The following is a 19,499-nucleotide window of genomic DNA, read 5'->3' as shown; positions in this document are numbered from 1 at the left end:
ACGATCATCGTCCCGCCCTTCCCGCCAAACAAACATCTCGCCATGAAGCCAGCCTCCCTGCTCGCCGTCTTTCTTGCCCTCGCCACTCACTTGCCCAGCACGTCGCTGGTTTTCGCCGCCGAACAGAATTCCGAACCGGCCGGCAAGCTAATCGAGGGCGTCTTCGACAACAGCACTGTATTCCCGGGGACAACTCGAGACTACGCCGTCTATGTTCCCGAACAGTACGATGCCGATCAGCCCGCTTCGCTGATGGTGTTCATGGACGGCAAGAACTATTGGAAACCAGACGGTGCGTTTCGTGCTCCAGCGGTTTTCGACGAATTGATTGCCGCGGGCGACATGCCGACGACGATCGCAGTTTTTGTGAATCCAGGCACCGTCAAAAAGACACTCCAAGGTGCGGTCGATCGCAGCAATCGATCGTTCGAATACGATTCGATGGGTGATCGCTATTCGAAATTCTTGATCGACGAATTTCTGCCGGTCGCGTTAGATTCGCTGAACGTTTCCAGTGACCCGGCTGATCGAGCCGTCGTTGGGATCTCCTCGGGCGGCATCTGCGCGTTCACAACGGCTTGGGAACGACCGGACCAGTTTGGCAAAGTCATTTCGCACATCGGCAGCTTCACCAACATCCGAGGCGGTTGGGCCTATCCCGGTTTGATTCGCAAAACAAAGGACTCTGCCAAACCGATCAAGGTGTATTTGCAAGAAGGCAAGGACGACCTGAACAATCTGTTTGGCAATTGGCCACTCGGCAACCAAGACATGGCAGCGGCGCTCGCGTTCGCAGGTTACCACCACAAACTAGTGTTCACCGAAGGCGGACACAGCGGCCAATTCGCCGGCCAAGAATTCCCTGGTGCACTTCGTTGGTTGTGGGACGAGGATTCGGTTTCCGACGTCGCCGTAAACAAAGAAACCAAGCCCGAGTGGCAACCGCATCCCGATGCTGTGCCGCGTGACGACGTGCCGAAGGGAACGCTGACCAAGATGGATCCGTTCGAATCGAAGATCTTCGTCGATACCGTTCGCAATTGGTCGGTCTATGTCCCCGCTCAGTATGACGCCGCCAAACCCGCAGCACTGATGGTCTTCCAAGACGGAACTCGATTTGCTGACGTGAAGCAAAAGTGGCGTGTCCCCACCGTTTTTGACAACTTGATCGCGGCTGGCGATATGCCACCGACGATCGCGGTGTTCGTTGATCCGGGCAACACAAAATCAAAACCCGGCAACAAAAAACCCTCCAACCGCAGCCTGGAATACGACGGATTGGGCGACCGGTACTCGCGGTTGTTGATGGAAGAAATCCTGCCGATCGTCGAAGCCAAGTACAACATCGCGAAAGAGCCTGCGATGCGAGCGATCGGCGGATCCAGCAGCGGCGGAATCTGTGCTTTCACCGCGGCTTGGGAGCGACCGGACCAGTTCGGAAAGGTTTACAGCAGCGTCGGCAGCTTCACCAATTTGCGCGGCGGCAACGTTTATCCGTCGCTCGTTCGCAAAACCGAACAAAAACCGATCCGCGTCTACATGGCAGACACCAGCGGCGACGTCGACAACGCGTTTGGCAGTTGGCCTTGGGCGAACCAATTGATGGCATCGGCGCTTGACTACATGGGTTACGACGTGCGATTCGATTGGGCCGAAGGATACAAGCATGGTCCCGATTTTGGCGGGCTGAAGTTCCCCGAAGCGATGAAGTGGTTGTGGCGAAACGAAACACACACCCCCACACTCGACACTCGCGGTGACCTGCGTGGCGACCTGACGATTTTGAAACTGCTGATTCCAGGTGAGTCCTGGGAAGTTGTTGCCGATGGGCTCGGTTTTGCCGATGCACCTTGCACCGACGCGGACGGCAACTTCATTTTTTGTGACATGAAGGCGCCTGCGATCTACCGTATCGATGTCGCCACGGGCGCCCGAACCGTGATCGCCAAAGAGGCCGTCAGCGGTTTGGAGTTCGGTCCGGATGGATTGCTGTACGGATGCCAGGGTGCGAACAAGCGAGTGGTCTCGATCGATCCAAAATCGGGCGAGGTCAAGGAACTGGCCAGTGGGCTGGCGCCGAATGACCTTGCCGTGACGAACGATGGTTTTGTTTTGATTACCGAAACCAAGTCGCAACAAGTCACACGCATCGACACGAAAACGGGCGAAGTCAGTGTCGTCGATACGGGCATCACTCGGCCCAACGGCATCGCACTAACCAATGACGGAGGAACGTTGGCAGTTTCGGATTCGGGTGGCGAGCACACGTGGACGTTCCGAGTCGGTCCGGGCGGAACACTTGACGCGAAGATGCCGACGATGGAAATGCGGTTGCCGATCGATGCGAAGGGCGACTTCAAGTTCAACGAGCCGCCGCCGTATGTGAAGGCCTCGCGTGGTGACGGGATGGCAGTCGACAAGTCGGGACGCTTCTACGTGACCAGCGACGTCGGCGTACAGATTTTCGATCCTACCGGACGTCAGTGTGGTGTCCTGCCCAAACCGATTGCGGCAAACCCGCTGACAAGCTGCGTGCTGGCCGGTGCGAATCACGAGTATTTGTACGTGACCAACGGAAACACAGTGTTTCGTCGACGTTTGATGGTCCAGTAGCAAATACTGAAAGGGGCGACGGAATGTCCGGTTCCGTGAATTGTTGGAGGCATGGTCGCTAGTCAAGCTTGACGTATCCGGTAAGCTGCTACCGATGGCAAATTCCGTCTCCTCGACGACCGTTCATTCACTCGCTGACGTGCCCCGTCTGTTGGACAAGGCCGCGGGTATCAGCGCGCGTTTGTCGAAACACACGACCAAAAAGACGCTGGCGTTTTCTGGCGTCTGGGGTTCGCTGCGAGGCGTCTTTGCGGCGGCCGTCGCGATCGAGCGGCCGCACATCTTGATGCTGTTGCCGCAAGCAGCCGACGCGGACATCGTCGCCGGCGACGCGATCGCATTCGGTTTGGCCGACGCCGTGTCGTTGCCGCTTTCATCGGCCGACGTTTCGGCTTCTTCGATTCGCGATGAAGATTACGCGGACCGCCTGCAAGTGCTGCAACAACTTTTGCAGCGCAACGAGTCGCCCGAAAAACCGCTGTTGGTGACAGCGTTCATCGGTGGCGCGATGCAGTTGGTGCCGACGCCCGAAAAACTACGCGATTCGACTCGGCGAATTTCAGTCGGTGACGAAGTCGACCCCGAGGAAATTCGTCGATGGTTGGCCGAAGCCGGTTTCGCGGCGACAACTGCGGTGGCGCTGCCAGGCGAATTTGCGACTCGCGGCGGACTGCTGGACATCTATTCGGCTGACCAGCCCCAGCCGATCCGCATCGAGTGGTTTGGTGACGAGATCGAGTCGATTCGCAAGTTCGATCCGGGCAGCCAACGCAGCATCGAATCGCTTGACCACGTCGAGATCGCCGCCGTTGGCGTCAGCAGCGACGAAGACGACGCAGGACCGACCGCGGGCTCGTTCGGTTCGATCGCCGACTATTTGCCTGACGATGCGATCGTGATCGTGGTGGATCCACAGAGCACGCAAAAATCGGCTGACGATTTGATTCGCCGAACCAATGACGGCGCCAACCTGATCAGCTATGACGAGCTGATGAAATCGTTATCGGGCCATGCCGTCATTTCGGCTACTTCGCTTGCCGAAGGAAAACCGAAAGACATCGTCGATCTGCAAACCAGCACGGCCGACGCGTTCGCGACATCACTCGACGAAACGCTCACAAAAATCGACACTGTCGCGGCGGAACACGAAGTCATCTTGGTCGGCGACACACCGGCCGACGGCGAACGTTTGACCGAACTGCTTCACGACACTGCGGCGACTCGCGAAGGCCGCTTGCACTTGACGGTCGCTGAACTGTCGGGCGGATTCCGGTTGGTTGCGGCAAGAGTCCTGGTGTTGACGGGTGCGGAACTGTTCCACCGCAGCCCGGTGCGGCGCGGTCGATCGCGGTCGCGCGGCAAGCCGATCAACAGTCTGATGCAGTTGGAACCGGGCGACTTGGTCATTCACCTGTCGTACGGCATCGGGCTTTATCGCGGTCTGACCAACATCGACAAAAACGGCCAGCACCTCGAACATCTGACGATCGAGTTTGATGAAGGCAGCAAGATCTACGTGCCGGCGTCACGGATCGGTTTGATCCAGCGTTACGTCGGCGGCACAACGCGGCAACCCAAACTGGCCAAAATTGGCGGCCAAGCCTGGAAGTCCCAGCGAAAAGCGGCCGAGTCAGCGGTCACCGACATGGCCGAAGAATTGCTGGAAATGCAGGCCCAGCGAACCACCAAACAAGGCATCTCGTTCGACCGCGACAATGAATGGCAACGACAGTTTGACGCCAGTTTTCCGTACATGGAAACGCCCGATCAATTGACGGCGATCGAGGCGCTCAAAGTCGACATGGAATCCACTCGGCCGATGGACCGCTTGATTTGCGGTGACGTCGGCTATGGTAAAACCGAAGTCGCGATGCGAGCGGCATTCAAGGCGGTCACCAGTGGCTACCAAGTCGGTGTGTTGGTCCCGACGACCGTGTTAGCCGAACAGCACTATCATAACTTTCGCGAACGGATGGCCGAGTTTCCGGTCGAGATTCGCAAGCTGTCCCGCTTCGCCACGCGTGCCGAACAAAAACAAACCGTTCAGGATTTGAAGCTCGGCAAGGTCGACATCGTCGTTGGTACTCACCGATTGGCAAGCAAAGACGTCAAGTTCAGCAGCCTCGGCTTGGTCGTTGTCGACGAAGAACAACGTTTCGGTGTTGCCGTCAAAGAGAAACTGAAAACGCTGCACAGCAACGTCGACGTGCTAACCCTTTCGGCGACGCCAATCCCGCGAACCCTGCACATGGCACTGGTCGGCGTTCGTGACATCAGCAACTTGGAAACGCCACCGGCCGAACGGCGATCGATTGAAACAAAAGTTGTTCGCTGGGACGACAACCAAATCCGTACCGCGATTGTCCGCGAACTGAACCGCGGCGGGCAAATTTTCTTTGTCCACAATCGCATCGGCGACATGCCTCAACTGGTCGAAAAACTCAAAGCGATCGTGCCCGAGGTTCGGATTGGCGTCGGTCACGGACAGATGCCCGAAGGCGAACTCGAACAAGTCATGGTGGACTTCATCGAGCACAAGTTTGACATGTTGGTGGCGACCACGATCGTCGAAAGCGGCTTGGACATTCCAAACGCGAACACGATGTTCATTGACGACGGCAACCGTTACGGGCTAAGTGAGTTGCACCAACTACGCGGGCGCGTGGGTCGTTACAAGCACCAAGCGTATTGCTACTTGATCGTGGCCAAGCACAAGCATTTGTCGCCCGAGTCATCAAAACGTTTGCGTGCGATCGAAGAGTTCAGCCAGATGGGCGCTGGCTTCGCGATCTCGATGCGAGACTTGGAAATCCGCGGTGCAGGCAACTTGCTGGGCAGTCAACAATCGGGGCACATCGCGGCAGTCGGCTACGAACTGTATTGTTCGCTGCTCGAAGACGCCGTGCGAACGCTGCAGAAGCTGCCGCCGAAATTGTCAGCGGACGTCGACATCGATTTGCCCGTCGAAGCCTACTTGCCCGACGATTATGTTCCCGATCTTCGTCATAAGATCGATTTGTATCGGCGGATTGCCAAGATCAATAGTGCCAGCGAAATCGGTGCGATTCGCGAAGAACTGGAAGACCGATTCGGGAAGCCGCCGGCGGCCGCGAATCGGATGCTGGAACTAGCCGAACTGCGCATGGATGCGGCCGCGTGGCAGATTGCGGCGATCACAACGAACGATCGCTTCATCGTGCTGCATTACGCCAATAAACGACGAATCGAACAGCTCGAAAAGCACACCAAAGTCCCCGTTCGAATCGTTGACGCTAAGCGTGCGTACATTCCAACAAAGGCGTATGACATGAACGCCGATGCAGCCGGCACAAGCTGGCTGCAACTCGCTCGGGCTGCCCTGCACTTGGGGTAAATCGCAAGCGATTAAATCTATGATGGCGAAGCATGTCGCCTCCCTTCAACTTTGCACTGAAATTTAGGATTCGACCATGTTTAAACCGACCGTTCTTGCTCTCCTGGTTGTCGCGGCTTCGGCTTCGGTAGCCATGGCCGACTGGCCAACATTCCTTGGCGGTGACACGCAAGTTTCCGAGTTCAATCCGCCAATCGAGTGGACACCGGAATCCAACATCACCTGGACGGCGGATCTGACAGGTCACGGCCAATCCAGCCCGATCGTGATTGGTGACAACGTTTACATCACGGCCGTCGATGGTCCGATGAAAGAGTCAAATTTGGTGATGTGTTATTCGCTGGGCGATGGTTCCAAGAAATGGGAAAAGTCGTTTCCAAGCTCGCTGCAGGTCAAGAACGACGTCTACACAAGCCGCGCCGCGCCATCACCTGTCGCCGATGCCGATGGTGTTTATGTGTTCTTCGAAAGCGGCGACATGGTCGCTCTGTCGCCCGGCGGCGACGTTCGCTGGGAACGAAACCTGATTGACGATTACGGCAAGTACGAAGGCCGGTTTGGCTTGGGCGGTTCAGTCGCGCAAGACGATAAGCATCTGTTTGTTTTGGCCGACAACGATGGTCCGGCCTATCTCGCCGCGTTTGAAAAAGCGACCGGAAAGACCGCGTGGAAGACAGACCGTTCGCCAAGGATTTCGTGGTCGTCGCCGATGATGATCGCCATTGATGGAAAGCCACAGGTGGTGGTTTCCTCCGCTGGCAGTGTTGACGGTTACGATCCAGCCTCCGGTGCATTGCTTTGGACATTCGATGAAGTCGGCGGCAACACTGTCGCGTCTCCGATCGCGGCACAAAACAACAGCTTCTTGATCGGTGCATCGCCAGGACGCAACGGCGAAGAATCCGAAGGTGCGAAACAATCGAACTTGTTGATGAAGGTCAACGCAATCGACGGCGAGAACAAGTACTCGACCGAAGTCGTGTGGCGAAACACGTCGGCGACCAGCTCATTCGGCTCGCCGCTGGTTTACCGAGAATATGCTTACTATACCAATCGCGCCGGCGTGGTCTATTGTCTGGACATGGCGACTGGCGAAACGGTATACACCGGCCGGCTTCCCGAATCCAATTGGGCAACGCCGGTTGGTATCGGTGAACATGTTTTCGTGTTTGGTAAGGACGGCACCACCGCAGTCTTGGCAAATGGGCCGGAACTGGACATCGTGGCCGAGAATCGATTGTGGACTTCAACGGGCGAAGCCCAACCCGGTAACTTCGGTGGCGAGATCCAGTACGCGGTCGTCCCACTGGCGAACGGCTTTCTTGTTCGCACAGGCAGCAAACTGGTCCGAATCGGCCAGTAGCCACCAGCAACCAGTCATGGCCCCTGGCAACGTCGCGTGCAGGGATCGTTTTTTTTCAATTCGCGAGCGACGTCGTGGAAACACCTTGGGTGGCAGTCGTTGATGTTGACAGAAGATTTTACAGACAAGTTTGATGGCTTGATTTTTGATTGCGACGGAACGCTTAGTCATTCGATGCCGCTGCACTATGTGGCTTGGCGAGAAACGATGCAGACTTACGGGATCGCGTTTCCCGAAGGTCAGTTCTATTCGATGGGCGGAATGCCAAGCGAGAAAATCATCGCGGTGTTGTCCGAGCAGCAGGGGATCGACGTCGACTCCGATGAAGCGGCGGTGAAAAAGGAAGCCAGGTTTGCTGAACTGATCGACCAACTAACAACATTGGATGCAGTCGTCGATGTTGCTCGCCGCCATCACGGAAAGTTGCCGATGGCGGTCGCCAGCGGTGGAATTCGCCCGATCATTGATCGGCAATTGGCAAAGATGGGGATCACCGAACTGTTCGGTTCCATCGTGACGGCCGAAGACACTGAAAAACACAAGCCAGAACCGGACGTCTTTTTGGAAGCCGCTCGGCAACTCGGCGTCGATCCGACGAAATGTTTGGTGTTCGAAGACTCGCCGCTCGGTTTCGAGGCGGCCGAGAAGGCTGGGATGAAATGGATCGATGTCCGACCGTTTTACCCGGCTGGATAAAACGGACGCAGGGTTCGCTCCTGAGGTTTTATGATGGCATCGAAACAGCGGGCCATTGTGCGAATCCCGGTGGGTCGTCGATTGCAACGATTTTCGTGAACCCGTCAAGCTCGGGTGGTTTGGCATAGTGGTACGCGTGGGCCAGCGCGATCGGGGCGTTATCCAGACCGAAGGTCGGCAACGTCGCTCGGACATACAGATCCGGATACCCCGGTTGGCTGGTGCCTTCGATTTGATCCAGGACGCGCATCACGGTAGTCATATCGCTTGGGTCAAAACTCCAGACTTGGCCCAACACGCGGTCATTTCCTGGCATCATGGCGGGATAGTCGTGTCGACCATACAGCGTCCCACGCACCCAGGCGGGCTGGACGGATAGTGGCTTTGCCGGCCACAAGCCGCCTCGGCACTGGCCTGTTTTGAGTGTGCCGTAAACAAAAACGTGGTCAATCATGATGGGTTTCGGTAACTAGGTACGATATGTCATGATCTTACCGTCAAACCGATCATATTTCCGACTCCTCGCCTTCTCGCGAACCCACTGACCATGTCGCTCGACCCCGAATTCGCTGCCGCTCTCGCAAATCACTCGATCGAAATGGACGAGGCGACCGCGCTGCGGATGCAAAACTACGTGACCGTCATGTGGCGATGGAACGAAGATATCAATCTGACCCGGCATACGACGTGGGAACTGTTCGTCAGCCGTGATCTTCGCGATTGCTTGCAACTGGCACCCTTGCTGGAAGCCGGTGAAGAAGTCCTGGATTTGGGCAGCGGAAACGGAGTTCCAGGGATCCCCCTGTCGATTCTGCGGCCCGACATCGAAGTCTCTTTGGCCGAATCGGTTGCCAAGCGAGCCAAAGTGCTGAGCGAGATTGTGGCGGAGATCGGCGTTCCCGTGCCCGTTTATGGTGCTCGCGGTGAAGATCTGCTGGAAGATTTTCGGTTCACGACCGTGGTTTCGCGAGCGGTCGGCAGCATTGCCAAATTCTGTCGCTGGATCGAACCACGGTGGCAGAACGTCGACCGGCTACTGTTGGTGAAAGGCCCCAAGTGGATAGAGGAACGGGGCGAAGCACGCCATTTGGGCGTCTTGGCGAATCTTCAAATGCGAAAAGTCGCAACTTACCCACTCGGTGATGCCGAAGAATCCGAAGGCGTCATCCTTCAGCTATGGCCCAAAGAGTCGACGCGGTTCCAGGAAACCTGATCGCGGTCGGACTACTATCCCTCAAAACGCCGTTTATAATCGCGTTCTCGCAATCTCTCGCACACTCAAATCTTTGGCGACATGTCGGACTACAACCTCACGCACCTCAAGCAACTTGAAGCGGAAAGCATCCATATCATGCGCGAGGTCATCACCGAGTTTAAAAAACCGGTGATGCTGTACAGCATCGGCAAAGACTCGGCCGTGCTCGTCCACTTGGCTCGCAAAGCGTTCTTCCCTGCCAAGCCCCCCTTCCCGCTGATGCACGTCGACACGACGTACAAGTTCCGCGAAATGATCGAGTTCCGCGAACAGTATGCGCGCAAGGAACTCGGCTTGGACTTGTTGGTTCACATCAACGAAGAAGGGCTAAAACTGGGCATCAAACCGTGGGAAGACAGCGAGCGTCACACAGAAATCATGAAAACGGACTCGTTGAAGGCCGCACTGGACAAGTACGGATTCGATGCCGCCTTTGGTGGTGCTCGCCGTGACGAAGAAAAGAGTCGGGCAAAGGAACGCGTCTTCAGTTTCCGTGACAAGTCGCACCGCTGGGATCCGAAAAACCAACGGCCCGAACTTTGGAATCTTTACAACGGCCGAGTCAACAAGGGCGAATCGATCCGTGTGTTCCCGATGAGCAATTGGACGGAACTCGACGTTTGGCAATACATCCACTTGGAAAGCATTCCAATCGTGCCGCTGTACCTTTCGGCGCCTCGCCGCGTGGTTAATCGCAATGGCGTGTTGCTGATGCGCGACGATGAGCGCATGCCGTTGCTGCCCGGCGAAAAGGAAGAGACCAAGATGGTGCGATTCCGGACACTCGGTTGCTATCCGCTATCCGGCGCCGTCGAAAGCGAGGCCACCACGTTGCCAGAAGTCATCCAAGAAATGTTGTTGGCCACCACCAGCGAACGCCAGGGCCGCATCATCGACCAAGACGAAGGCGGCGCAGGAATGGAAGAAAAGAAACGGCGAGGATACTTCTAAGGTGTTAGGGATTTGGTTTTAGGTGTTAGGACAAATGCCTCAACCAAAATTCCTCTAACGCTTTCGTTTTTCCTAAAACCTAAAACCTAATTACTAGAACCGACTTCCTTCCCATGTCACATAAATCTGATCTCATCGCGACCGACATTGACGCCTACCTGAAACAGCATGAGCAGAAGCAGTTGCTTCGCTTCATCACCTGTGGCAGCGTCGACGACGGCAAGAGCACGCTGATTGGTCGGCTGCTATACGACAGCAAGATGGTGTACGAAGACCACCTGACTCAGTTGGCAGTCGATTCCAAACTGGTCGGCACCACGGGCGGTAAGATCGATACAGCGCTGTTGATGGACGGCTTGAAAGCTGAACGCGAACAGGGCATCACGATTGACGTTGCGTACCGGTACTTCAGCACCGCCAAACGCAAATTCATCATCGCCGACACGCCCGGCCACGAACAATACACTCGCAACATGGCGACCGGTGCGTCAGCCGCTGACTTGGCCGTCATCCTGATCGACGCGCGCGAAGATCACGGCGTGCTCACCCAAACCAAGCGTCACTCGTTCATCGTATCTTTGCTGGGTATTCGGCACGTCGTCGTTGCCATCAACAAGATGGACTTGGTCGGTTATAGCGAAGAACGTTTCGAACAGATTTGCGACGATTACCGGTCTTTTGCGACGCGGTTGGACTTGCCCGACTTGCACTTCATTCCGATCAGTGCTCTGGACGGCGACAATGTCGTCGATCGCAGCGAAAACATGCCGTGGTACAACGGCAACACGCTAATGAGCTTCCTGGAAAACGTCTACATCGGCAGCGATCGGAACCTGCAAGACTTCCGCATGCCGGTCCAGTATGTGAACCGACCCGACCTGAACTTCCGCGGTTTCTGCGGAACGATCTCGTCCGGCATCATTCGCACCGGCGAAGAAATCATGGTGCTGCCGAGCGGTCAAAAATCAACGGTCAAACGCATCGTCACCTTCGACGGAGACATCGAAGAAGCGTTCGCGCCACTATCGATCACGCTGACGCTTGCTGACGAAATCGACGCCAGCCGCGGCGACATGATGGTCAAACCAGGCAACCTGCCACGGTCCAAGTCGGATTTTGACGCGATGTTGGTGTGGATGAATGCCGATGCGATGGTTCCTGGCAAAACGTACCTGATCAAGCACACCACGCAGACTCTGCCGGGAACAATCGAAACGTTGAAATACCGAGTCGATGTCAATTCGTTGCATCGGAGTCCCGCGCCGACGCTAGAGCTGAATGAAATCGGCCGAGTCAGTGTTTCGTTGACCGGTTCGATCCACTTGGATCCGTATCGCCGCAACCGCAGCACCGGTGCGTTCATCGTGATCGACCGCATCACTAATGCAACGGTTGCCGCCGGGATGATCCTGGACAAGTCGGGCGATGCAAAAACAAAATCCGTTTGGGACGACGAAGAGTCAGGCGACAACGGCGACGCCACCGAAGTGTCGCAGGTATCAGCGGATGAACGCGCAGCACGATTCGGGCAAAAGCCCGCAACGGTGCTGTTGACGGGCCTGACCGGCAGCGGCAAGACCGCGATTGGAACAGCCGTCGAACGCAAACTGTTTGACCAAGGGCGAGCCATCGCAATGATCGACGGCGAAGCTGTCCGCCGCGGACTCAGCCGCGACCTTGGCTTCACTGCCGCAGATCGCAGCGAGAACCTGCGCCGCAGCGGCCACTTGGCTCACACGCTGAACGATGCTGGATTGATCTGTGTCGCGTCCTTTGTAGCGCCGTCGGATGACGTGCGGCAAAAGGTCGCCAAGCTGATCGGTGCAGACCGGTTCCTGGTCGTTCACGTAGCCACACCAGTGGAAGTTTGTCGCCAACGAGACACCAAGGGCCAGTATGCGAAGGCAGACGCAGGCGAACTAGCAAACTTCCCAGGCGTCACCGCGACCTACGAGGCCCCGACGAATGCCGATCTAACTCTCGACACATCGACGCAATCGGTCGACCAGTGTGCCGACCAAGTGATCGAGCTGTTACGATCCAAGTCGATCATTCGCTAGTGGTGTCGGTCGAGTTGAACGGCTCAGGAATGCGTGAATCCTCAATGCCGTAGTGCGGGCAGCCAACCTGCACGACCAAACGGAAACAGACAAGCAACCAGTGCTAAGTCGCCGACGCTCGTCCGCTGAACTCATTTTTGCTGCGAAGACTGCTGATGAATCTCCGTGCCGTCCCCGAGTCGAATTTTCTACTCAAGTTCCTGTTGATCTCGCTCGGCCTGCTCGGTTTCGCGGCGCTGTCCGCATACGATGGATTCGTTAAATATCCGAAAGGCTATCCGCGGCTGCATGCCTGGGAAAAGCTAAAAGAGGAAGTCGCATCGAGCCCGGGGCTGGACGACGAAGATCTGAAGGAGCGGTGGGAAGAGATCGCCCAGCGCGAAGGTTACAGCAAACGACGACCGAGCAGCGACGAATCAAGCGAAGCGCTGGACGGTAAAATCTTCGACCAGTACATCTTTTTGGTCCTGGGCATTCTGATTGGCTTGCCAATGCTGGCGAAGTACTTCATGGACAAGGAAAGCTGGATCGAATCGACCGAGGACAGCCTGAAAAACAGCTCCGGCGTCGAAATGAAGATCTCCCAAATCACTCAGTTCAACAAAGCGAAATGGGAAAAGAAAGGGATCGGCGTCTTTCACTACAAAACGGATGACGGGATTGCTCGCAAGTTTGTGGTCGACGATCTGAAATACAACCGTGACAACACTGACCGAATTGTTGAATGGGTCGAGTCGCAGATCCCGCGAGAAATGATCGTCGGCGGCGAACCAGAACAGGTCTCGAAGGTCGCCGAAGCTAATGTTGAAAGCGATGATGCTGCTGATGGCGACGAATCGAACGACCTGCCCAGCTAACCGGCAGGACTCATCAATCGTTCGCCTCGGTGGGCGAAGGCTTGATTACCGGAAGTTCGGCCGTATCGCTGCTCGGCTCGACCGTATTGATCGTTGTCGAGGATTTAGGAGCTATGTGCCGGTGTCCCGGCAGATTCTCAACCGCGACGGCCAAGGCGACTCCGATTAGCAATGCCGCCGTCAACTTTCCGCGGTCGTGATCGTGAAAGGCGACTTCGGGCAACAAGTCAGCGAGCGAGATGCAGATAAAGAAACCTGCGGAAACAGCGAGCCCCCAACCTAGATAAGTCGAACCACCGTCGATCCGCATGACACCAAAGTAAAACAGCGCGGCGCCAATCGGACAGGCCATCGCGAACGTCATGTTGGCCAACGTGCGTTGCCCGGGCGTCCATCCGCCTTTCTGCATCACCGACGTGATCGAGAACGCATCCAAGGGTTTGTGCAGCGCCACGGCCAAAAATGTCCCCACGCCCGCAAGTGGCAGCCAGGAACCGTGCTGTGCGTCAGCCACGACGCTGGCCGCTAAAGCGACTCCGTCGATCAAGGTGTGCAGCCCGAGCCCAAACAGCATGGCCAGCCAACCCCAGCCAGCGTTGGCATGGTTGTGCGGCTTGTGATGCGAATGGTCGTGATCACATCCGGCGGCGTGGTCGTGAACGTGCGAGAGTTGTTCGGCTTTACCCGACTCAATCGCGGGAGCGTCGTGCTGATGAACATGAAACAAGCGAATCAGCAAAAACATCGATAGGATCCCACAAAGTGCACCGGTTCCTGCCTTGCTAGCGGAGTTCAATTCCACCGTTGCATGAGGAAAAAGATGCAAAGTCGCGATGCCGAGCATTAGCCCCGACACAAAACTCATCAGAAGTTGAGTCCGCAGGTGAGTCATTTTCATCAACGCCGGCAGCCATCCGCCGGCCATCGAAGCGATGACGATCACGACACAGTAGGTAAAAAGCAGTGATTCGAGTCTCATGAAGCCGATCGCGAACAGATTGCGGACAGATTGCTTGGTGGTGCATTCGATCGCAAAGCTTAAGCGATAGGACGAAAACTGAGAATCGGCGAGGACAACCAGCGTTCGGGCAACGAGATCTCGCCGAAATTTATGCCTCGATTGATTGCTAGGTCAGGAACGGAATCGGTTCGAATGGGATCAGGTCGTCATCTTCGCTTTCAACATCGAAGTCGACCCACTGGATCGGACTTAACATTGGCGATCGTAGAACTAGATCGACCGCATCGGCTGCCAGCGTCTCGCCGCTGCCAGCGTCACCCACACTCGACAGTTGATTGATCACCTGAAGTGCGTCGACCGCTGTCACTCGGTAATCGCCGTTAACATCTAAGAAAACGCCGTTGGGTTCGGCTGTACTCGGATCAAGCTGCGGCGTCGTTTGGATCGCCAAGCGATTGATGACCCGCAGAGCATCGAGCGCCGTCACACCATTCCTGCCGTTGACGTCGTACCGAGAAACGGGATTCTGAAACTTCGGCGGTTCGTTATCAAGGATCTCGAAGTCCACTGAATCCGATTCATAAAACACAGCCGACGCCGTCAACGTTACCGCGAGAGTCAGTTCGGGAACGTTGTCATCGACCGGAACAATCGGGACTCGAACCTCTTGTTGTCCGGCGGCGATTTCGACACTTGCCGCTAGGTCCAGTTGAGACCGATCAAATCCAGCGATGTTCACCGTGATCGCGTCACCAACGTCCGTGTTGCTTCTCGCCAGGACAAGAAAAACCGACCCAGCATCCTGTTCAGCAATCATGTTGCCCGTCACGGTTGCTGAAATCGATTCGGCGTCGCCCACGACCAACTGGGCGGTGGACGATGCGATGCCCGCCCCAGACGCAGACAACGTCACCGTTTGATCGCCGTCTAACAAATTGTCGTCCACAGCACTGATCGAAACCGTAGCCGTTGTTTGACCAGCCGGGATCGTCACAGTAGCTGGCACCGTCGCCTCGGTCGCATCGTCTGACGAAAGCGAAATGACGGTATCGACGTTGGCTGCGGCCCCACTGCGTCGGACAGTCAACGATGCAGCATCAACGTCGCCATCCTCTTTGATTCTCGACTGACTGATTTCCAGCGCGAGCGACGGCGCCGGAAGAACATTAATCGTCATCGTTTCTTGGTCAAATCCACCGTCGTCGTCCTGGATTCGAATCGTGACGGTTTTGGATCCCACTTCGGCGTAAGTATGGCTGCCGCCAAAGGCACCGGCGCTATCACCGCCACTTGCCGTGGCCCGCTGCTGGACCGTGGCGTTACCATCATCGCTGGTGCCGTCGCCCCAATCGATCGAGAAGGTGTACTCTTGCTCGTCACCAGGATCCGTGAACCTGCCGATTTCCTGAATCGAGATGGCTTCTCCGATCGTGACCGTTTCATCGCTTGCGACCGTCAACGTCGGAGCCACGTTGGTGACGGATACACTTGGACCGTTCTGAGTCAAACGCCCGAGCGACGAACCTTCCAACAGGACCACCGGCGTATAGTTTCCGTCGTCTAAATATCGATGCGATGCAGTGACAATCGCCGATGTATCAACGACTTCCCATCCAATGTCGTCCATTGCGGCAAAGTCGAGTGGCGAAAATAGAGTTCGAATTTCACCGTTGATTATCGGCCTCATCAAAGTCGGTTGCGTGACAGGATCAAACACCGAATCGGCCCAGTGTGAAGGCGACAGGGGGACATTCCCAGATCCGACGTACGCGGCTTTGGCTTTGGGCCCGGTGAATGAGCCCGACGACGCGAACGTGTTCCAGGAATCCGACGTTCCGAAACCAAGTGCATGCGCGAGTTCGTGAGTTGCGATGCTAAAGAAATCCAAACCACCCGGCGGGACCGCACTTGGATCGTCACCGGTGTAGTAAAGCGACTTTCGTGGTGAATCAAAACTGATCGATCCGAACAATGGGGCGACATCCGTGGCTGGCGATGCCAACACCCCCGCCTCGCCTCGGCTAAAGGTTGCATTCTGATTGGCGATCGCTTGATCACACTGTGGCCCGGGAATGCAGGTTCGGCTGAAGCTTATCGATGCTCCACCGCCCACACCAGCAACATCACCCGGCAAATCGCGTGCACCCGCATAGACGATGATCGTGTTTGCTGCGATCGTGGGGTTTTCTGGCAGGGCAAAAAGATCACCCGCGGCGCTATTGGGCGAACCCTGCGACGGATGAAAGATACTCGGCTTTACCTTCACAAATTGTTTCGGGGACACTGCATCAAGCGTGTCATTGAATCGTGATGTCAGCGAATCGGCGGCTTGCTGCAGCATGACCCGCAGCGGGTCATTGGCACTGGTACCAAAGAACTTTGTTTGGTCGAGGGAGTAGTCGAATAAGATCTTGATCGGACCAGTCGAATTCCCCCCTGCGATTTCAGCGGCAGTGACCACCCCATCGCCCCAGTCGATCTTGGCGGACGCATTGCCTACCAAGCCCGCAGTATCGACATTTGCCGAAAGATTGAACACGTCGCCTTCGGCGACCAGCAACTGCCGACGTTCCAGAGATTGGAAATCCAATCGGCGACGGTGCCGGGAATTCTTGCGGTTTCGCATCAAGATATTCATGCTGGTCCTAAGCAAATTGGGATAGCATCGCAGAACCATCCCATTTTCGATTGCAGCAGTTCGACAGACAAACTGCGAAGATAAGGCAATCGAAGCTTAGCAAACTCGGTCCCAATCGCCCAACACAAGAAACAAACCTTGGCTGGGGCGGGTACCGGAGAGATTGGCAGCCCGAGTTCAGTGGCAGCCGAAATCAGTCGCCCAGCGACTATTCGTCGTCCTGAGACGGCGAACGACGGAAAACCGCGACGATATCGTCGACCGGCACGACAAACAGCTGATTGTCGTGTTCTAAGTCGACGGGGATCGCGTTTTTGGGATGAAAGAGGATCTTGTCGTATTGCCGCAACGGCAATTCCTCGTCGTTCTCGACGGCGGCACTGATCGTGACAATCCGCCCTGTGATCGTGGGAATTTCGGCTGCATCGGGCAGCGCAATTCCGCCGCGCGTTTCACGTTTCGGCTCGTCCTTGCGAACGAGAACCCGGTCGCCGATAGGTTCGACGTACTCAAACGTAGCAGCGGCTTTCTTTTTTCCCATCGTTACTCCGAAGGTCATCCTTTTTGTGAACAAGCCGTGAAGTTACAGCCTGAACGTCGATAACTCAACTCGGCACGAAACTCTTGGCATGCGATTCACGTTGGGCCAGTTCGAAGTCATGTTGGGTCATGATCCTCGCAAGCTCTTCAAGGTTGGTCGTTGCTGTCCAACCCAGCTTTGCTTTCGCCTTTGATGCATCACCCAACAACAGGTCAACTTCCGCAGGACGGAAATAACGCGGATCGATTTCGACATAGTCTTCGTAGTTCAAGTCCAACTGCTCGAACACCAACTTGCAGAAGTCACGAACGGACTCGGTACGTCCGGTCGCCAGTACAAAATCGTCGGCCTCGTCATGTTGCAGGATCCGCCACATGCCTTCGACGTAATCTTTGGCGTAACCCCAGTCACGTTTGGCGTCCAAGTTGCCCAGATACAGTTTCTCTTGCAGGCCAGCTTTGATTCGGCCGGCCGCGCGCGTGATCTTGCGAGTCACGAAAGTCTCGCCACGGCGTTCGGATTCGTGATTGAACAAAATCCCGTTGCTTGCAAACAAGTCATACCCGCGGCGGTAGTTGACGGTTTGGTGATACGCATAAACCTTGGCACATGCGTAAGGTGACTGTGGGTTGAATGGAGTCGTTTCTTTCTGAGGCGTCTCTAGCACTTCGCCGTACATCTCGCTGCTGCTGGCCTGGTAAACCTTGACCGTCTTAGTCTTGTTCAGCAAACGCGCCGCTTCCAACACATTCAACGCCCCAACACCCACGGTTTGCAAGGTGTAGTTGGGTTGGTCGTACGAAACTCGCACGTGACTTTGTGCGCCCAGGTTGTAGATCTCGTCGGGTTCAATTTCCAAAACCAAGTTGGTCAGCGCCTGGCCGTCGGTTAAATCGCCGTAGTGCAGACGCAGTCGTGATTCGGTGTGAGGATCCTTGTAAAGATGCTCGATCCGTTCGGTTGCAAACGTGCTGCTGCGGCGAACCAGTCCGTGAACGTCATAGCCTTTGTCGAGCAACAGTTCAGTCAAGTAGCTGCCGTCTTGGCCAGTGATGCCAGTTATCAGAGCTGATTTTGTCATGAGATTATTATTGGGGGAGGGTAGAGACGAGGATCGGACGATCGAAAGAACGAAAAAGACTCACTAGACCGAACGCAAATTTCCGGCGCCAGTTTCAGTCAAAAAACACTGGTAGGTTTTAGCCAGCCCGTCGGCCAGCGCGACTTTATGGTTCCAGCCGGTCGAGTGCAGTAGCGACACATCGGTACATTTGACGGGCGTTCCGTCAGGGCGAGACGCATCGGTCAAAATCTCGCCTTCATAACCAACGGTCCTGGCGACCATGTGGGCCAATTCGAGGATCGTTTGGTCAATCCCAGTGCCCACGTTGACCCAACTCGGCGGATCGGCTTGAGTGCACAAGTGAACCAGTGCGTCAGCCAAATCGTCGACGAACAAAAATTCGCGGCGTGGCGAACCGGTGCCCCAAATTGTCACCGATGGCAATGATTCCATTTTGGCTTCGTGGAACCGACGAATCAATGCCGGCAATACGTGCGAATGTTCGGGGTGATAATTGTCGCCGGGACCGTACAAGTTGGTCGGCATAGCACTGTGGAACATTACACCGTGTTGCCGGCGATAATATTCACAAAGTTTCAGCCCAGAAATCTTGGCAAGCGCGTAGGCTTCGTTGGTTGGTTCTAGAGGTCCGGTCAACAAGGACTCTTCGCGGATCGGTTGGGGACAGTTCCGTGGATAAATGCAGGTACTGCCCAGAAAGAGAAACCGCTTCACGCCGCTTTGGAACGCTGCGTTGATCGCGGCGATCGACATGATCACGTTCTGCGACAAAAACTCGACCGGATAGGTATTGTTGGCGACGATGCCGCCGACCTTTGCGGCCGCAAAGATGACGGAATCAGGTCGATGTGTCGCGAAAAAATCGCTGACAGCGGCTGAATCGCACAGGTCAAGCTCGCGACGGTCAGCCGTCAGGATCTGGCAATCCGAATCGGCCAGTCGCCGACAGAGCGCCGAACCGACCATCCCTCGATGTCCGGCAACGAAAATCTTTCCTGAAAGTTCAGTATTCATCCCCAGAGGTTAATCATGTTTTTCATCGGTTGGAATGGTGGAATTGCGTCGTCCCGCGACATCCAGCGGCGAACTGGATCGGTTATAGGGGCA

14 protein-coding genes are annotated in these 19,499 nt (G+C 55.9%); 8 read left to right on the top strand and 6 right to left on the bottom strand.

The genetic code is table 11. The annotated features are described in order from the left end of the window. Positions 1 to 42: 42 nt before the first annotated feature. The 4 genes from Poly59_RS15235 (at position 43) to Poly59_RS15220 (ending at position 8,045) form a co-directional block, all read left to right on the top strand. Complete coding sequence (locus Poly59_RS15235) at positions 43 to 2,613, top strand: alpha/beta hydrolase-fold protein (protein ID WP_146534957.1); 2,571 nt, start codon at positions 43 to 45, stop codon at positions 2,611 to 2,613. Positions 2,614 to 2,707: 94 nt separating this feature from the next. Continuing rightward, positions 2,708 to 5,986, top strand: a complete 3,279-nt coding sequence (mfd, locus tag Poly59_RS15230; protein WP_146534956.1) for a transcription-repair coupling factor — start codon at positions 2,708 to 2,710, stop codon at positions 5,984 to 5,986. A 76-nt stretch (positions 5,987 to 6,062) separates the two neighbouring features. Next, positions 6,063 to 7,349 (top strand): outer membrane protein assembly factor BamB family protein, encoded by a 1,287-nt coding sequence (locus tag Poly59_RS15225; protein ID WP_146534955.1) that lies wholly within the window; start codon positions 6,063 to 6,065, stop codon positions 7,347 to 7,349. A gap of 102 nt (positions 7,350 to 7,451) precedes the next feature. Further along, entirely contained in the window at positions 7,452 to 8,045 is a 594-nt protein-coding gene (locus Poly59_RS15220) for an HAD family hydrolase (RefSeq protein WP_146534954.1), read from the top strand. Positions 8,046 to 8,073: 28 nt separating this feature from the next. On the opposite strand, the gene Poly59_RS15215 is transcribed toward Poly59_RS15220, so the two are convergent. Beyond that, entirely contained in the window at positions 8,074 to 8,499 is a 426-nt protein-coding gene (locus Poly59_RS15215) for a gamma-glutamylcyclotransferase family protein (RefSeq protein ID WP_146534953.1), read from the bottom strand. A gap of 93 nt (positions 8,500 to 8,592) precedes the next feature. On the opposite strand from Poly59_RS15215, the gene rsmG reads away from it, so the two are divergent. From rsmG to Poly59_RS15195, 4 genes are all read left to right on the top strand, one after another. Beyond that, on the top strand, positions 8,593 to 9,258 hold the full coding sequence (gene rsmG / locus Poly59_RS15210; protein ID WP_146534952.1) for a 16S rRNA (guanine(527)-N(7))-methyltransferase RsmG: 666 nt from the start codon (positions 8,593 to 8,595) through the stop codon (positions 9,256 to 9,258). A gap of 81 nt (positions 9,259 to 9,339) precedes the next feature. After that, positions 9,340 to 10,251 (top strand): sulfate adenylyltransferase subunit CysD, encoded by a 912-nt coding sequence (cysD, locus tag Poly59_RS15205; RefSeq protein WP_146534951.1) that lies wholly within the window; start codon positions 9,340 to 9,342, stop codon positions 10,249 to 10,251. A gap of 113 nt (positions 10,252 to 10,364) precedes the next feature. Continuing rightward, positions 10,365 to 12,311, top strand: a complete 1,947-nt coding sequence (gene cysN / locus Poly59_RS15200; RefSeq protein WP_146534950.1) for a sulfate adenylyltransferase subunit CysN — start codon at positions 10,365 to 10,367, stop codon at positions 12,309 to 12,311. A gap of 155 nt (positions 12,312 to 12,466) precedes the next feature. Then, positions 12,467 to 13,168 (top strand): hypothetical protein, encoded by a 702-nt coding sequence (locus tag Poly59_RS15195; RefSeq protein WP_146534949.1) that lies wholly within the window; start codon positions 12,467 to 12,469, stop codon positions 13,166 to 13,168. A gap of 13 nt (positions 13,169 to 13,181) precedes the next feature. Here Poly59_RS15195 and Poly59_RS15190 read toward each other — a convergent pair whose 3' ends face one another. The 5 genes from Poly59_RS15190 to Poly59_RS15170 form a co-directional block, all read right to left on the bottom strand. Next, complete coding sequence (locus tag Poly59_RS15190; protein ID WP_146534948.1) at positions 13,182 to 14,147, bottom strand: ZIP family metal transporter; 966 nt, start codon at positions 14,145 to 14,147, stop codon at positions 13,182 to 13,184. A gap of 148 nt (positions 14,148 to 14,295) precedes the next feature. Further along, positions 14,296 to 16,767: a dockerin type I domain-containing protein gene (locus tag Poly59_RS15185; protein ID WP_146534947.1), complete on the bottom strand. Its 2,472-nt coding sequence runs from the start codon at positions 16,765 to 16,767 to the stop codon at positions 14,296 to 14,298. 208 nt (positions 16,768 to 16,975) lie between these two features. Then, entirely contained in the window at positions 16,976 to 17,308 is a 333-nt protein-coding gene (locus tag Poly59_RS15180; protein ID WP_146534946.1) for a co-chaperone GroES, read from the bottom strand. 64 nt (positions 17,309 to 17,372) lie between these two features. Further along, positions 17,373 to 18,389, bottom strand: coding sequence for a GDP-mannose 4,6-dehydratase (gene gmd, locus Poly59_RS15175; protein WP_146534945.1), 1,017 nt, complete (start codon positions 18,387 to 18,389; stop codon positions 17,373 to 17,375). Between the two features lie 63 nt (positions 18,390 to 18,452). Next, positions 18,453 to 19,406 carry a GDP-L-fucose synthase family protein gene (locus tag Poly59_RS15170; protein WP_146534944.1) on the bottom strand — a complete coding sequence of 318 codons (954 nt, stop codon included), beginning with the start codon at positions 19,404 to 19,406 and terminating at the stop codon, positions 18,453 to 18,455. Between the last annotated feature and the right edge of the window lie 93 nt (positions 19,407 to 19,499).

The organism is Rubripirellula reticaptiva (genome assembly GCF_007860175.1).
GTDB classification, from domain to species: Bacteria; Planctomycetota; Planctomycetia; order Pirellulales; family Pirellulaceae; genus Rubripirellula; species Rubripirellula reticaptiva.
This window is presented reverse-complemented; position numbering and strand designations above follow the sequence as displayed.

What these genes read in the sequence shown, in the direction of transcription:
- Poly59_RS15215 (WP_146534953.1), bottom strand. Translation starts at nt 8,499, where the DNA reads ATGATTGACCACGTTTTTGTTTACGGCACACTCAAAACAGGCCAGTGC.
- gmd (WP_146534945.1), bottom strand. Translation starts at nt 18,389, where the DNA reads ATGACAAAATCAGCTCTGATAACTGGCATCACTGGCCAAGACGGCAGC.
- rsmG (WP_146534952.1), top strand. Translation starts at nt 8,593, where the DNA reads ATGTCGCTCGACCCCGAATTCGCTGCCGCTCTCGCAAATCACTCGATC.
- Poly59_RS15235 (WP_146534957.1), top strand. Translation starts at nt 43, where the DNA reads ATGAAGCCAGCCTCCCTGCTCGCCGTCTTTCTTGCCCTCGCCACTCAC.
- cysD (WP_146534951.1), top strand. Translation starts at nt 9,340, where the DNA reads ATGTCGGACTACAACCTCACGCACCTCAAGCAACTTGAAGCGGAAAGC.
- Poly59_RS15190 (WP_146534948.1), bottom strand. Translation starts at nt 14,147, where the DNA reads ATGAGACTCGAATCACTGCTTTTTACCTACTGTGTCGTGATCGTCATC.
- Poly59_RS15180 (WP_146534946.1), bottom strand. Translation starts at nt 17,308, where the DNA reads ATGGGAAAAAAGAAAGCCGCTGCTACGTTTGAGTACGTCGAACCTATC.
- Poly59_RS15170 (WP_146534944.1), bottom strand. Translation starts at nt 19,406, where the DNA reads ATGAATACTGAACTTTCAGGAAAGATTTTCGTTGCCGGACATCGAGGG.
- Poly59_RS15225 (WP_146534955.1), top strand. Translation starts at nt 6,063, where the DNA reads ATGTTTAAACCGACCGTTCTTGCTCTCCTGGTTGTCGCGGCTTCGGCT.
- mfd (WP_146534956.1), top strand. Translation starts at nt 2,708, where the DNA reads ATGGCAAATTCCGTCTCCTCGACGACCGTTCATTCACTCGCTGACGTG.
- Poly59_RS15195 (WP_146534949.1), top strand. Translation starts at nt 12,467, where the DNA reads ATGAATCTCCGTGCCGTCCCCGAGTCGAATTTTCTACTCAAGTTCCTG.
- cysN (WP_146534950.1), top strand. Translation starts at nt 10,365, where the DNA reads ATGTCACATAAATCTGATCTCATCGCGACCGACATTGACGCCTACCTG.
- Poly59_RS15220 (WP_146534954.1), top strand. Translation starts at nt 7,452, where the DNA reads ATGTTGACAGAAGATTTTACAGACAAGTTTGATGGCTTGATTTTTGAT.
- Poly59_RS15185 (WP_146534947.1), bottom strand. Translation starts at nt 16,767, where the DNA reads ATGAATATCTTGATGCGAAACCGCAAGAATTCCCGGCACCGTCGCCGA.